16 protein-coding genes and 1 tRNA gene are annotated in these 14646 nt (G+C 43.9%); 9 read left to right on the top strand and 8 right to left on the bottom strand.

Going from position 1 to position 14646, the window contains the following annotated elements; all coding sequences use genetic code 11:
* Positions 1–116: 116 nt before the first annotated feature.
* From FBF61_RS31395 to FBF61_RS31375, 5 genes are all read right to left on the bottom strand, one after another.
* Positions 117–587, bottom strand: coding sequence for a hypothetical protein (locus FBF61_RS31395; protein WP_205748342.1), 471 nt, complete (start codon positions 585–587; stop codon positions 117–119).
* A gap of 34 nt (positions 588–621) precedes the next feature.
* Positions 622–1605, bottom strand: coding sequence for a tRNA (adenosine(37)-N6)-dimethylallyltransferase MiaA (miaA, locus tag FBF61_RS31390; protein WP_229215316.1), 984 nt, complete (start codon positions 1603–1605; stop codon positions 622–624).
* A 94-nt stretch (positions 1606–1699) separates the two neighbouring features.
* Positions 1700–2599, bottom strand: a complete 900-nt coding sequence (locus tag FBF61_RS31385) for a hypothetical protein (protein ID WP_138484954.1) — start codon at positions 2597–2599, stop codon at positions 1700–1702.
* Positions 2600–2702: 103 nt separating this feature from the next.
* Positions 2703–3311 carry an outer membrane beta-barrel protein gene (locus FBF61_RS31380; RefSeq protein WP_138484953.1) on the bottom strand — a complete coding sequence of 203 codons (609 nt, stop codon included), beginning with the start codon at positions 3309–3311 and terminating at the stop codon, positions 2703–2705.
* A 208-nt stretch (positions 3312–3519) separates the two neighbouring features.
* Positions 3520–4362, bottom strand: a complete 843-nt coding sequence (locus FBF61_RS31375; RefSeq protein ID WP_138484952.1) for a methylated-DNA--[protein]-cysteine S-methyltransferase — start codon at positions 4360–4362, stop codon at positions 3520–3522.
* 175 nt (positions 4363–4537) lie between these two features.
* On the opposite strand from FBF61_RS31375, the gene FBF61_RS31370 reads away from it, so the two are divergent.
* Positions 4538–4840: a hypothetical protein gene (locus tag FBF61_RS31370; protein ID WP_138484951.1), complete on the top strand. Its 303-nt coding sequence runs from the start codon at positions 4538–4540 to the stop codon at positions 4838–4840.
* Between the two features lie 261 nt (positions 4841–5101).
* On the opposite strand, the gene FBF61_RS31365 is transcribed toward FBF61_RS31370, so the two are convergent.
* A complete protein-coding gene (locus tag FBF61_RS31365) occupies positions 5102–6082 on the bottom strand; it encodes a Gfo/Idh/MocA family protein (RefSeq protein ID WP_138484950.1) in 981 nt (326 codons plus the stop codon).
* 94 nt (positions 6083–6176) lie between these two features.
* Here FBF61_RS31365 and FBF61_RS31360 point away from each other — a divergent pair, with 94 nt between their 5' ends.
* The 4 genes from FBF61_RS31360 to FBF61_RS31345 all read left to right on the top strand — a co-directional run bounded on the left by FBF61_RS31360 (position 6177) and on the right by FBF61_RS31345 (position 8956).
* Entirely contained in the window at positions 6177–6398 is a 222-nt protein-coding gene (locus tag FBF61_RS31360) for a VF530 family protein (RefSeq protein ID WP_138484949.1), read from the top strand.
* 47 nt (positions 6399–6445) lie between these two features.
* A complete protein-coding gene (locus tag FBF61_RS31355) occupies positions 6446–7333 on the top strand; it encodes a DnaJ C-terminal domain-containing protein (protein WP_138484948.1) in 888 nt (295 codons plus the stop codon).
* 11 nt (positions 7334–7344) lie between these two features.
* Positions 7345–7647: a chaperone modulator CbpM gene (locus FBF61_RS31350; RefSeq protein ID WP_138484947.1), complete on the top strand. Its 303-nt coding sequence runs from the start codon at positions 7345–7347 to the stop codon at positions 7645–7647.
* Between the two features lie 76 nt (positions 7648–7723).
* Positions 7724–8956, top strand: a complete 1233-nt coding sequence (locus FBF61_RS31345; RefSeq protein ID WP_138484946.1) for a DEAD/DEAH box helicase — start codon at positions 7724–7726, stop codon at positions 8954–8956.
* 74 nt (positions 8957–9030) lie between these two features.
* Here FBF61_RS31345 and FBF61_RS31340 read toward each other — a convergent pair whose 3' ends face one another.
* Complete coding sequence (locus FBF61_RS31340; RefSeq protein ID WP_138484945.1) at positions 9031–9492, bottom strand: CHRD domain-containing protein; 462 nt, start codon at positions 9490–9492, stop codon at positions 9031–9033.
* A gap of 78 nt (positions 9493–9570) precedes the next feature.
* Complete coding sequence (locus tag FBF61_RS31335; RefSeq protein ID WP_138484944.1) at positions 9571–10305, bottom strand: SH3 domain-containing protein; 735 nt, start codon at positions 10303–10305, stop codon at positions 9571–9573.
* A 315-nt stretch (positions 10306–10620) separates the two neighbouring features.
* On the opposite strand from FBF61_RS31335, the gene FBF61_RS31330 reads away from it, so the two are divergent.
* From FBF61_RS31330 to FBF61_RS31315, 4 genes are all read left to right on the top strand, one after another.
* A tRNA-Lys gene (locus tag FBF61_RS31330) sits at positions 10621–10693 on the top strand.
* Between the two features lie 253 nt (positions 10694–10946).
* Positions 10947–12179, top strand: coding sequence for a site-specific integrase (locus FBF61_RS31325; protein WP_138484943.1), 1233 nt, complete (start codon positions 10947–10949; stop codon positions 12177–12179).
* A 190-nt stretch (positions 12180–12369) separates the two neighbouring features.
* Positions 12370–13158 carry a hypothetical protein gene (locus tag FBF61_RS31320; protein WP_138484942.1) on the top strand — a complete coding sequence of 263 codons (789 nt, stop codon included), beginning with the start codon at positions 12370–12372 and terminating at the stop codon, positions 13156–13158.
* Between the two features lie 1186 nt (positions 13159–14344).
* A complete protein-coding gene (locus tag FBF61_RS31315) occupies positions 14345–14524 on the top strand; it encodes an Arm DNA-binding domain-containing protein (RefSeq protein WP_229215315.1) in 180 nt (59 codons plus the stop codon).
* Positions 14525–14646 lie beyond the last annotated feature (122 nt).

The raw sequence follows: 14646 nt of genomic DNA, 5'->3' as shown, positions 1-14646 counted from the left end.
CGTGTTTTATTTGTGAAAATACAAGACTCAGGCAATAATATTTCACAATTTGAAGGATTAATAATAATATTCTATCGTACAAAATATCATCCAAAAATCCCCGTCTTTAATTTCCGCTAATGCTGATTTCCTGTGCCGGCTTTACCATTTTCGCTTTCCACAGGCAAGTTTTTGGCAGCTCTATTTTTCTGAACCATTTTCTTTACAAAATACCTTCCATACAGTCCTGCGAGTATTATCGGCAGCAAATGCGCCCCATAAATAAATGCTTTTCCTGTGATCCGGTACGAAAACGTTGAGAATGTGGTATATACATAACCCAGCCATCCCAATGCAATCGCCAGCAGCACAGCATAACAAACCAATGCCACAGGGTATTTCGAAAATCGGTACAACAGTTCACAAATCAACAGCGAAATCCCGACCACCAGCAATACCGTAACCAATGCCCTTGGAAAATTCCGGATATAACTGTGCTTATACACTAAAATTCCGATTTTCCCGATCAGATTGGGATGTGCCAGTAGGTAAGCGTCGGTTACGCTTAGTACCAGTAAAAGCAAAATACTACTGATCTTCTTGTTCATTGTTAAGTACGACGTCTTTTAATTATTCTTACACTTACGTTTCAGCAATCATTTTATGCTGAAATTCCTTGTAGGCGGCCGTCACGATCCTGATCTGCTCTTCATCAGGCAGATCAAAGTCAAGCCACCGTATCTGAATGCCATCCTTTTCCATTTTTCGGAAAAAGGTCATCTGTCTTTTTGCGAAACGATGGATTTCTGTTTCAAGCTGCTTAGCCATTTCCTGGTAAGGCAGCTGGCCTGTCAGGTAATTCGTTACATACTTATATTCCAGACCATAATAGATCAGTTGTGCAGGCGTAAGGCCGCGGGCCAGAAGCGCCTCCACTTCTTCTATCAGGCCGTTTTCCAATCTAAATTTTAATCTTCTGGAAATACGCTCCCGACGCACATCCAAAGGTGGGTTTAGTCCAAAAACGATAGATTGGTATGTAGGTGAATTTCTTGTAAACTGGTTTTGTTCTTCGGGGTTTTCTTTCAAAAAAGTGGAAATTTCGATCGCGCGGATCAGTCGTTTCCTTGTGGATGTATCCGCCAGGTTCCGGTAAGACGTATCCATCTCCTGAAATCTGGCCAGCAATTCTGTCGTTGAAAGGCTTTCAAGTGCTGTTCTCAGTGTTTCACTGACAGGTATTGAAAAGTAGGCATGGCCCTGTAACACGGAATGAATGTAAAAACCGGTTCCGCCACATACAACCGGGCAATGCCCTTCTGCTGCCACCTGCAAAAATGCCAGACAAAAATCTGCCTGATATTCGCTTACATTGTATTGTTGGCCCGCGTCCAGGATATCGATCAGATGATAGGGAATGTTTTTCCCATTGATGCAGTACTCTTCCAGATCTTTGCCCGTCCCGATGGTCATGTCCCTGTAAACCTGCCGGGAGTCGGCGCTGATGATCTCGCCATTCAATTGATCCGCCACGTGCGTGGCCAGGTGTGTCTTGCCGGAAGCCGTGGGGCCCAGTATCACCAGGAGCGGGAATTGCCGGAATACCGGGTTAATTTCTGAGGTCAAGTTAGAAAATCGGATTAGTAATTGCCAGACTAGCGAAACAAGTACCAAACGTACAAAGTTGCCTCAGTTAATCCAAAACACGTATTTTTAAAAATCAGGTACTCACCGTTTTAACGTACTTCATACTCCCTGCATTAAATACCGTGGTGATGTCTTCAACGTGCTGAATGTCGGCGTCCTCTTTAAGTGGACGCTCTTTTGGTGACGTAAATCTTCTGTTACTTTTCAGATCGAGTAGAAAAGACATTGGCGGGGTTTCTGAAACGGGTTCAAATCCGAGCCTGGCATAGCTTCTGCCATCGGACCATTCGAGATCAGCATAGGTCATGATATCGTCTGGTTTTTTCTCTCCTGAAAATGCCTTAAGAAGTTTGTCAAGCCCGCCCACGACATTGGTAGCTGCTATACTTGCGAAACGTATCAACTCGTAAGATCTGAACGCCTTACCTGGCCGCTGAAAAATACGTGGATGACTAAACGTTGCAACTGCCACGAGCATTTCCTCACCCTCCCGATCGTGCTGAAAATCAGCATTGAGGATACGAAAATATCGCTTTGGCAAAAACAACCCATACTGATACTTCGATCCCACTGATCCATTCAGATGGTATTTTTCCAGAAACGCCTGCGACGTAATTTTGTCAATACGGCGCACCTGCGTCAGCCGTGCCGGTATTTTCTGGGACGTACCTAGCATCGCCAGTAGTCTCGACTTTACAATTTCCTCTCTTCCGAGCCAGTAATCTTGCCACAGTATGATGGCCGCCCTCCCCTCTTCTCTTCGATTTCTCACTTTCTCGAAGGCCTCACTAAGGTTACCCAACGACCGCCCTGTCCGCCATTCGTGCAGACTTACCAATGTAATCTTCAACAAAACCCGGTTCTCCCGGCTGATTTCAATTTCGGGAAAAAGTGTCTCGACGACGATACAATCAAATCCCCTGGACATGAACCATTTGCAAACCTCATCCGTGAAAGATTGTTCCCTATCCAAGAAACAGCTGTTTTGATTTCCTGGGCAAGGTAAGCCGGGTTCGGATAAAAACAAAAAAGCGCCCTTTGACGAGGCGCTTTTACTGATTCATTCTGACGTAATTTTACTCGCCTCCAAGACCAAAAATCACACCAACATTCACACCGCCAAATTTCGAAGTTGATTCAAAATCAATGTTACCGGCTGATCCTGTGGTCGAACTGTGATTTTTATTACCAAAAACAAAATGATATATCCCCTCTACCTGTATACCCATATTGCCGAACGCGAAGATCAGACCCGCTCTCGGCGCAGCACCGAAATTGCTGTGACGGGAAGATTCCAAAATCGTGTTTCCGTTCAACTTAGCGTCATATTTGGAAAAATATACCCCTGCGTCAGCTCCAATATAGGGTCTCAGTAAGCCGCCCTCGGTGAAATAGTAATCCAGTGTCCCTGTAACCGGTGTCAATGTTCCCGTTGAAGTCAGGTTTTGCCCCGCGAAGGTGTAGTCGCTACCGTCAGCATATATTTTACCTGCTATACCGAATGCAAACTGAGGAGAAGTGAACACCCTGAGGTTTGCGCCCCCACCGGCTACTGTTTTCGAATCCTCTACATCCGATTTTGCAATTCCACCTTGCAAACCCAGTGAAAACTGTGCATTGGCAGCCGAACCGATTGTCAAAATAAATGCCACTGCTATAAATGAGCGAACGAGATAATTTTTCATGTCTGATAAATGGTTACTGAATTGATGAATAACCAATGGTGCCAAAATCAGTCCATACATAGGCGGGTTCTGCCGAAAAACCACATTACGCTTCGCCAACAAGCTTTTTAGCTATACTTTGATTTTTTTATCGCCGAGATGACAACCGCAGTTTTGTGCAAAATATTCCTCATTGCCCCAATGTTGAAAGAAAAGGGAAAGGACAGGACTAGGCCTCCAGGCGCGCCGCTTCCCAACCAATTAATGCCTTTTTACGCAGGCTGCCCCAGCGGTATTCCCCCAGCACTCCCTCTTTGCGGATCACTCTGTGGCAGGGGATCAGGTACGCGATCGGATTGTCGCCTACTGCTGTCCCTACCGCACGCACTGCGCCTGGGTTTCCGATACTCCTGGCAATTTGCTGATAAGTTGTCACGGCTCCGTTGGGGATATTCAGCAGCGCTTCCCATACTTTGAGCTGAAAATTTGTTCCCTGTACCAGCAGCGGTAGCTTTTCAACCGAATTGCTGTCACCCTGAAAAATGCGCGCAATGTATTTGCCGGTGACCGAAACGTCAGGCTTTATGGAGGCGTAATGCCATTTTTTGGCAAGAAGTATAAGTTGTTCATCTTTTGTGGTAGCGTCTACAAATGCCATTGCACAAATCCCCCTGGCGGTGACGGCCAGGAAGCATTCACCAAAAGGTGTGTCATGAAACCCGTAGAAAATATCCAGTCCTTTTCCGGAAGTTTTGAATTCCTGCGGTGTGACAGCTTCAATGGAGATAAAATGATCATACACTCTGCTCTGACTGGAAAGCCCGGCAGATTCCGCCAGTTCGATCAGATTGGAAGTTTCCTTAATCTTCCCTTTCAGATAGCCCGTAGTGATGTATTGAAGAAACTTCTTGGGACTTACCCCGGCCCATTCCGTAAAAGTACGCTGAAAATGAAACTGGCTGATACCGACTTCTTCGGCAACTTCAAACAAAGAAGGCTGCTCCTTGGCATTGGCAACGATAAACTCGATCGCCTTTGCGATTTTCTCGTAATTATAAGTTTCCTGTGTCATTTGGATCAATAATTTGTTGAACAAAAATGGCTCTGAATCCGTCCCTGTTCAACCTGAAACTTGCTTAATATGCGCGGTGCTGTCGATACAAAATGAGCCGGAAACATATTCAGAATCTTAAAATCACGTTCTTTTTAAGTATTACTCAATTTATTCCTTTTAAAATCTTCGTTTAATGAAGCGTTTACTTACTACGATATTTCTATTTCTGTGGGGACTTTCAGCCTCCCACGCCCAGAATTTCAAATCGGATCTTAAAAAGCTGCAGGCACAGGTTGAAACAGCTTATAAAAACAAAAAAGTAACTGAAATTGAATACGGTAAGCTCAAAGATGAGCACAATATTATCAAACTGGCGATTGAAAAAGCGGAAGCTGACGATGTGGTAACGCAGGATGAAAAAAATAAGATCTACTCAAAGATCCTCCGTGCCCGGAAACGCCTGGCAAAATACAAAACCAACGCCGAAGTATATTAACCCAATGCCCTGAAATGAATTGTGATCTCCGACACCTAATCGTCAGAGATCACAATTTCAAGGGAGACTTTATACAAATCAGTAATCCTTTTTGCTATCTTTTTTCGCCTTCTTTTCTGCCCTCTTTTCTTTCAGATTTTTTTCAGGTTCCTTCTTTGTGCTTCCTTTATCAAGATTCTTGCCTTTCGCCATGACTGTCAGGATTTATTGGTTATGTTGGTAAAATAACTGAAATAGTTACATATATTGTATTCTGCCGGGCTACTTTTTTGTGATCCAGTCCATGATCAGATTGGCACGGGCCCCGGTTTCACCGGTACTCGGACTTTTTCCTTCACCACGCAGGTCGCGGACGATCTGGTCAATGAGCTGCTGCTGAACGTGGGCAGGGTAAGGAATGTTTAAAACCTCTGTACCTGTTTCGGTTTCGACTTTGATATCGAATTTCTCAAAAAACGAAAACGATATCCTGCCCTTAGAGCCGATAATCCGGGCGACGTCTTCCCGCTGTTCCTTATTGACTGTATAACACCAGCTTCCATTTCCCAGAATACCTGATTCAAACTCAAAATTGGCAACTACGATATCGTCGGCCTCGTACAGGCCCGCCTGGTTCCTGGCTATCCCTGCCGCATATTTGACAGGGCCGAACACATATTCAAGGAAATCGAACTGGTGGGAAGCCAGGTCGTGAAAATGTCCTCCGCCCGAAATCGAGGGATCTACCCGCCAGCGTGGCTTAGCATTCTCCCCTACTTCTTCATCATAAGGCTGCCACTGAAGACAGATATTTACAAACCTCACATCGCCAACTACTTTGTTATCAATCAGTTCCTTTACTTTTTGAAAGTAATCGAGCGACCTGCGGTAATATGCGACAAAAACAGGAACTCCGGTTTTTCTGCTTTCTTCATTGATCCTGTCGCACTCCGCAGCATTCCTTGCCATTGGTTTTTCAATATACACCGGTTTGCCTGCACGCATCGCTTTTATAGCAAGCTCTTCATGGGCGTCAGGCGGGGTAGCAATGTAAATTGCGTTGATTTCAGGATCGTTGATCAGGTCGTCTGCACTGCTGTACCATTTCGGAACGTTATGACGCTCGGCATAATCCGCCGCTTTTTCAGCATCGCGCCGCATAACGGCCACCAGGCCGGAATTTTCTACTTTATTAAACGCAGGCCCGCTTTTTACCTCCGTTACATTGCCACAGCCAATAATACCCCATTTTATCTGGTCCATAGGAAAGTTATATGTTTGAACTAATCATTGAATATCATAATTATTTATACTCGGAAATCTACTTTAAACTTGCAGTAACATTCGACACCCTACCATGGAAATCCAACCCAACAACCCCCTTCACGGCAAAACCCTGGAATCTATCCTTAACGAACTGGTTGATTACTACGGCTGGGAACAAATGGGCTATCATGTAAACATCAACAGTTTTCAGCATGACCCCAGCGTAAAGTCCAGCCTTAAATTTCTGAGGAAAACACCCTGGGCCCGAAAAAAAGTGGAAGATCTTTACGTCAGGATGCTGGAACGAAAGTAGATTTGCTAAAAGAGATTACATATTCTACAACCTTCAACTTATCCATTATGCCCTTTGTAGATTATTATCAAATACTTGGAGTCGATAAAAAAGCAACAGAAAAAGATATAAAAAACGCTTACAGAAAGCTGGCAAGGAAATTTCATCCCGACCTGAACCCTAATGACACAGAGGCGGAGAAAAAATTTCAGCAGCTTAACGAAGCCAATGAAGTGCTCAGTGATCCTGAAAAAAGAAAGAAGTACGATCAGTATGGACAGGATTGGCAGCATAGCGAAGAATTTGAAAAAGCACGGCAGGCACGAGGTGCACGACAGCAGCAGCAGGGAGAATGGTTCTCCGGAGACAACGGAGGGGGATTTTCAGATTTCTTTGAATCGATGTTCGGCTCCGGAAGTGGATTTGGCGGCGGCCAGCGCCAGGCAAGGTTCCGCGGGCAGGATTACCAGGCCCAGGTAACAATGAGCCTGCGGCAAGCTTACGAAACCCAAAAGCAAACGCTCACTGTAAATGGTAAAAACATCCGGATCACGGTTCCGGCCGGTGTCGAGAACGGACAGACGATCAAAATTACCGGCCATGGCGGACCTGGCTCCAACGGCGGCCCGAATGGCGACCTGTTTATCACTTTTACAGTTGAAAACGATGAAAAATTCAAACGGTCGGGCAATGACCTGCACCTTAAATTTGACCTCGATCTTTATACAGCCGTTCTGGGAGGAGATGTTGTGATCGAAACCATGAGCGGGAAAGTGAAGCTGCCGGTTAAACCTGAGACGCAAAACGGAAGTGTAGTGAGGCTGAAAGGAAAAGGTTTTCCGGTTTACAAAAAAGACGGTGAGTTCGGTGATTTGTATGTGACTTTTGAGATAAAGATCCCTACCAACCTCACAGAACGCCAGAAGGAATTATTTACCGAGTTGTCCAAATCCTAATCGATGCAAACATGGAAAATGATCAATTGATAGCTACCGAGATATTCTGCACCAACTACGGTATAGAATATTCATTTGTACAGTCGTTGCAGGAAAGCGGGTTGATTGAGACAGTCGTCATCCGCGAAACCCAGTTTCTGCCCGTTCCCCAGTTACAGAAGATCGAACGCGTAATTCGTTTGTACCATGATCTCGACATCAATATTGAAGGGATTGAGGCGATTGATACGCTTCTCAACCGGATCGATTACATGGAAAAAGAGATCATTGCACTTAAAAACAAACTCAGGTTTTACGAAGGCAACACATATTAACCCGGTCATATCGGATTACAGGCGTATCTTTGGGGATTGTTAAAAAAGCAGGTTTGCTTTCCCCAATTGATTGTCTATGAAATTTGAAGATTACCATATTGCCCCTGAGATCAAGCGCAGCCTGGAAGCGACCGGGTTCAAACGCCCCACGGATATCCAGTTTAAAGCCATTCCTGCGATAATGAAAGGAGAAGATGTGCTGGCTATTGCGCAGACTGGCACAGGTAAAACCGCTGCATTCGCCATTCCGGTGATTGATAAAATCCACAAGCAGAAATCTTCCAGCCGGACCGACGGCATCAAGTGTGTGGTAATGGTGCCTACCCGCGAGCTCGCGATACAGATCACCGGCGTTTTTGACACCATTGCCAGGCATACACGTGTAAAAGCATTCAGCGTATTTGGAGGCGTGGAACAGGGCCCGCAGATCGCCCAGCTCGAAAAAGGCATCGATGTGCTGGTCTCCACTCCCGGCCGCATGTTTGACCTCGTAAGCCAGGGTTATATACAGCTGAACAGGGTCGAAACGCTGATCCTCGATGAAGCTGACCACATGCTCGACCTGGGATTCATCAAGGACATTCAGGATCTGATCAAATTTTTGCCCAAGAACCGCCAGACGCTGTTTTTCTCCGCTACTATCAATGAAACCATCAAAAAACTTGCGTATTCGCTCGTGAGAAATGCAATCCGCATCCAGATTTCCCCGAACAATCCTGTTGCCCGGAATATCAAACATTCGGTTGCATTTATCTCCATGGACGACAAACGTTTTTTTCTGGAAAGGATCATCAAAGAGAATCCGGAAAGCAAGATCCTGGTATTTGTTCGCACCAAAGTCCGGGCGGAAAGGGTTTTTAATGCGCTGGAACGCATGGAAATAAAAAGCCTGACAATCCATGGCGACAAAGAACAGGCAGACCGGCTTGTCGCGATGAACGCATTCAAAAAAGGTGATACCAGGGTAATGATCGCCACCGACGTGAGCGCAAGGGGCATTGATATTCCCAACGTGGACTATGTCGTGAATTATGACTTGCCCGAGCAGGAAGAAAACTACGTTCACCGTGTAGGCCGGACAGGCCGGGGAACCCAGAAAGGGATTGCTGTCTCATTCTGCAGTCCGGAAGAAAAACCATTACTGGAAGCTATACAGGCTTATCTGGACAAACCCATCGATGTGCTCGATATCAGCAAAACCGAATATTCCCAAACGCTTGATTTCACTGAGGATACTACCGACGATATCGGCGCTTTGATGCGGGAAGTGGAAGAGTTTGAAAACAGGAAAAGGAAAAAGAAGAAATAATAAAGATTGTCCATAACACAAAAAAGGCTCACAAATGATTTGCGAGCCTTTTTTGTGTTATGGATTTATCTAGATCAGTCGATTTTGTCAGCTACGATCTGGCCACGGATTTCTCCGTAAATGTTTTGTGCAGTAGGCATGTTCACGTAAAGCGTTCCAGCAATAAGTACCGCCTCTTCCATCGCAGTTTTCAACTTGATAGTACCCTGAACCTGACCAGTTGGATTTTCAGCCAATGTATACAAAATGGGACCAGCTTCCCAAGCCGGGCTTGGATTATTGATAGTTACCGAAGTAGGTGTAAGATTTTGAAAAGTAATATTGTATTTCAAATCCCTGGTAGTTTTGTTGTATTCAAAAACACCGGTGCCTTGCGCGGAAGATGTAGCTTTCGGAACAGTTGGTGTACTATTGATTACTGCGGAGAACCTAACTATATCATCTTTGTGAGGTCCTTCCTCTTTGCAAGATGACACAAGTCCTAACATTACAACTCCTGTGATTAATAGTAAAAAACGTTTCATTGGCTTTTTCATACATCATTAATTTAAAAAATTTAACCCTTAAATATATACAAACTTATCACCTTACAAAAATAGTACCAGCAACAGCACTCAAATAATCCACAAATCACTTTTGCGGATGTAAACGATCCTGTTATTCCAGATCACCCTGTTCCAGTGATCCACGGAGCCCAATATCACCAGTTTGTGCCCCTTTCCGACTTTTTCTACAACCGGCGCCGCCGAAGACGGATCATCCCGTAAAAACGTATTTTCGTTTACAATAATGCACGTCTGATAAAGAGAAGGAACGTTCAAAATACCCAACAAAGCCACCAGATAAATCACGATAGATACCTTGTGAATCTGGAGAATGGGTTCTCTTCTACGCACTTTTGTAACCATAATTACAACTATATAAGTCCCCAAAGTTAGAAGCAATATTGGAATGTAATCACCATATCTTCGGTAAAATATTATAAAATAGTTGTAATCATCAAATTCATAGCCTGTTAGATTCTGCTCCGCAGCAAGTTTATCCATTTTCTCAAATAATTTCCTGGAAGGATTGATCAAGGCCAGTTTGCTGAGGTAAAATAGGCAGTCCGTGTAGTTGTTTGTCTTTTCTGCCAGGAAAGCAAGTTTCAAAAGCAGGCTCTGATTATTTTTTTCTTCTTCTTTAAAATTTTTTTTGAATAAGATCAGGGCCTCCGGATACTTCGCCATAGCAAACAGAGAATCAGCAGCTTTTAACTCCATCTTATTCGCTGAAACTGTCTCTGAAACCGGAAAAAAGGTCAGCATGAAAATCCAAAACAACAGGTATTTCTTAATTGGGGCTTGCATTATACTTTTTAGAATTCTACTTTTGCATCGCAATTACGGAAAAGGCACCGGCTAATCCAACAGATTGTAACGATTGAAAAAACGATTCCGTAGCTCAGCTGATAGAGCAATACACCGCGCGGCGTCCGCTTTTAATGTATGGGTCTTGGGCCTTCTATCTTAACTGCACAAACTGATATTGAACAGTAAATCAATAATAGGATTCCGTAGCTCAGCTGGTAGAGCAATACACCGCGGCGTCCGCTTTTAATGTATGGGTCCTGGGCCTTTTACCTTAACTGCACAAACTGATATTGAACAGTAAATCAATAATAAGATTCCGTAGCTCAGCTGGTAGAGCAATACACTTTTAATGTATGGGTCCTGGGTTCGAATCCCAGCGGGATCACTTGAAGAAATAACAAAAAGCATCAAAAGCCTGCAAATCAACAGATTAGCAGGCTTTTTTCTTTTCCGGTTATGTCAAAATATTCAGTTTTTCGCAAATTTTTGGTGCGTAATTCGGTGAGTTCGAGGATCTGCAAATTTTACTCACCAGAATCGCTGTAACTTATTGTAAAACAACCTGTTTACGCCGTAAACATCTTGTGCTAATTAGGCTTGCAAGACTACTTTTGTTCAACTTTTAAGCTAAAAAGGCTATGAAAACAAAACTGAGTCTGCTTTTCTATTTGAAGAAGCCGAAAAACTATCAAAAAGGGCCTGTGCCGATTTACCTGCGGATTACGGTTGAAAGTAAAAGAGCGGAATTTACGACCGGGCGAGAATGCGAGCCCAGCCGATGGAATGCGGTTGCGGGAAGAGTTACCGGCGCGAAGGAAACAGTGAAGTCCGTCAATGCCTATCTCGGCAATCTCGAACAGCAGTTGTTAGATGCCCAGGCTGCATTGGTTCGCGACAATGCATTAATTACAGCGGAAGCGATAAAAAACAAGTTTCTCGGCGTCGGTCCAAAGCAGCGGTTACTAATGGCAGTGATCGCTGACCATAACGAGCGGATGAAGGCATTGGTCGGGCAGGAATATGCGATTGGTACACTTAACCGCTATAAAGTTTTGGAGCGTCATACCCTGGCGTTTTTGAAGGGGAATTTCAACACCACTGAATTTGACATTAGCCGCATCGATTTTGCTTTCATCGCCGATTACGAGTTCTATCTCCGCTCGGTTCGCAAGATGGGCAACAATGCAGTGGTGAAGCACATGAAAATGTTTCGCAAGATTGTCAACATCTGCCTGGGCAATGGCTGGATGAACCTTGATCCGTATCTGAACTTCAAGGGCAAGTACAAGAAGGTTGATAAGGCGATTCTTACCAGAGCCGAACTGGACTTGATGGCTAACAAGGAGTTCGCCAGCGATCGGCTCGCCCAGGTGCGGGACACTTTTCTCTTTTGTTGTTTCACCGGCCTGGCTTATTCGGACATCCAGAAGCTACAAAGAAGCCAGATAACGCGAGGAATTGATGGTGAGCAATGGATTTTCAGCCAGCGGACAAAAACCAATATTAAATCGCATATTCCGCTTCTGCCGGAAGCACTTCAAATCATTGACAGATATAAAGACCATCCGCTATGTGAATCTCGGGGCCTAGTGTTGCCCGTGCCGAGCAACCAGAAGATGAATGATTATCTGAAAGAGATTGCCGTGATCTGCGGGATTGACAAGGTTCTTACCTCACACGTAGCCAGGCACACGTTTGCGACGACCATTACCTTGCAAAACGGCGTTCCCATTGAAAGTGTTTCGAAAATGCTAGGGCATACGAATATCCGGACAACACAGATTTATGCGAAGATCCTAGACTCGAAGGTTAGCGAAGACATGCAGGCTTTGAAAGGGCGGCTTTCCAGACGCTCTGGCACGGAAGGATAGCGCCGCACCTTCTCTCTCACGACCCCTTCGGTTTGTGAAAGGGGATCGCGAGAGAGAAGGTGAAAATCAGAAAAAATTTGTGATAAAATTGTCAACGAATGCAAGGAGCAGAATTGGGCGGAGGAATATCAATTGCTCTTTATATTTTTGTGCCCGAACGGCCTATCTACTTGGCATTCATTGAGGACACATGACAACACAGAAGCTCAATACGGTAAAGCAAACTTTTGGTTTTTTCGCAATGTCGATCGCTTGGACATCGATGAATATACTTAACTCGCTTTATCAAGTTGCAGCACACGGTGAGTCAAATGAGAGCGAGGTTGTTATTTTCTGGTCGGCACTATTCATGACACTCGCATGGGCTATATTCATAATCTACCCAACTAATAAGCTTGACCATACAAAGCGAATATTTGGGCCTAAAACCCTGCCTTTCGTTACATTATCTTACGGGGGATTCGTATATGCAATCCTCGCCGGCGGGTTATTTCGTAGTCTAGAATTAGTGACGATGTTTTTACCTCTAGCCTTAGTGGCTGGCTTTATTTTTGGAATCGCATACTCTCAGCTAATTACCTCATCAAGGCTGATCAATTTTCTAAACAATCAACCACTCTGGAAAGGTATTTTCTTTCTTTCACCTGCTTTCCCGCTTTTCTTTTTTCTTTGGTTTTTACCGACTGTCGCTCCTTCATTAGTGTTTCGGTATATGCCCGACGCGATCAGAGACGATATAATTCGCAAGACAATCCCGAAATACAAGGTTGGCGACGATTTTGAACCGTTAAGAAGAACTTTACCCGGCTACTTAACATATATGGATGATGGCAACGCAAACATAACAGCAACGATGGAGGATTTTGCGTTCGTCCTTCAAGTTCACTGTTACAAAATTGTAAGACTTGAATATGGAAAAAGTGGTAGGGAAATTAATGGAACAGTATACGGTAAGCTGCATGATGAGCCTTGTTTGTAATGTGATTTTCGCTCACGACATTCACATCATATGAGCTCGGTTTTAGTCTAAGTCGCTATTAATATTCTTTCATTCGCACGCAGATAAATTGTACTTATTCATTCATCATTTGTTGGCTTATTCCGTCCGGATTGTTAACGATTGCCTCTTAACCGCAATCGGCCAGATGTCAGATTGTATCACAATCTTATCTGGCCCGCTCAAACGCTCCGGAGTCGCTGGCGGGAGAGTTTTATAAATATTCCAAGCCAGCAAGAATAGGGACTCGTTGTAGAGGTATGCCATTTTCCTTCTTAAGGATTCTCAATTATTGCGAATCATTTGTTGATACAAAAAGTTTCGGGCGTTAATAATGAACTTTTAGTTTGAATCGTTAATTTGAGATCCAGTTTCGATTACAACAAAATATGGGATATAAACTCACCTGTTTCAAATGCAGAAAAGCATTTAACCTAATTCTGACGCTACTGTTCGTCAGAATCAGTCAGAGAAATGTCCTGAATGTGGGGAAGCTGCTGTTATTTTAAGCCACAGATTTCGCCCACCTAGACGCCATAGCATTAGTCGGTGGACGGTAGTTGAATTTCTATATGAGAATGGGTTTATTTACGAACATATCTTTGAGAATGTTAACGCGTCGAAAATTAAAGGTTATGTCGAATACCCAACAACCATGGAAGAAGCGAAGGAATTTGTAAAGCTTTATGCGAATCAATCTGAGTTATTACGAAAACCTCGATTATGATCCTTAGCTTTCTGTTCGGAAATACCTTTTCAAAAGAGGTAACCTTGCAGCATGAAATTCTCAAGTGGGAGATTTTAATAATTTCCTTACTTTTGAGCTAATTGCAAGCCAGTCACCGCAAATTGGTGAGTGACATGGTGAGTAGACGATTTAGCAGGACACAACTTATTGAAAAGCAATTTGTTACATCAAAAAGTATGATCCCAGCGGGATCACTTAAAGCGCCTCAAAGGGCGCTTTTTTCGTTTAAAAACGTCATTTTTTCACTGTTTTCGAAGATAAGCACATCATTCTGATTCAATCCAGATCAAAGCATTCGGTAACCTATTCGGTAACCTGCTTTGCTTACTAAATTAGGTTACCGAATGGACATGTTTGACAGAGGCGATTTTGACCAAGGTTTCTCAAACATCAATGTTTTTCTAACCTTAAACTGTGAGGATGATGAATTTCAAACAGAACCTGACTGTACTCTTCTGGCTGTACAGACAAAAAGCAAAAGCAGACGGCAAAGCCCCCATCTATGCCAGGATTACGATTGACGGTAAGTACACCGAAATTTCAACAGGAAAGAAAGTAAACCCGGCATCTTGGGACTCGGAGGCCAAACAAGTGGTCTGACGTGGTTCCCTTTTGGTTTACACTTTTGCGGGTTAGTAAATATTTAAAAACTTCAATTCTTATCCAGTTTGTCGGTAATATTCGGCTTCAAAAGCTGCTGGATTTAAATAGTTCAAAGAGGA

This window comes from Dyadobacter bucti, assembly GCF_005869225.1.
Lineage (GTDB): Bacteria > Bacteroidota > Bacteroidia > Cytophagales > Spirosomataceae > Dyadobacter > Dyadobacter bucti.
Note: the sequence above shows the minus strand (reverse complement) of the source record. Positions and strands in the feature narration are given on the sequence as shown.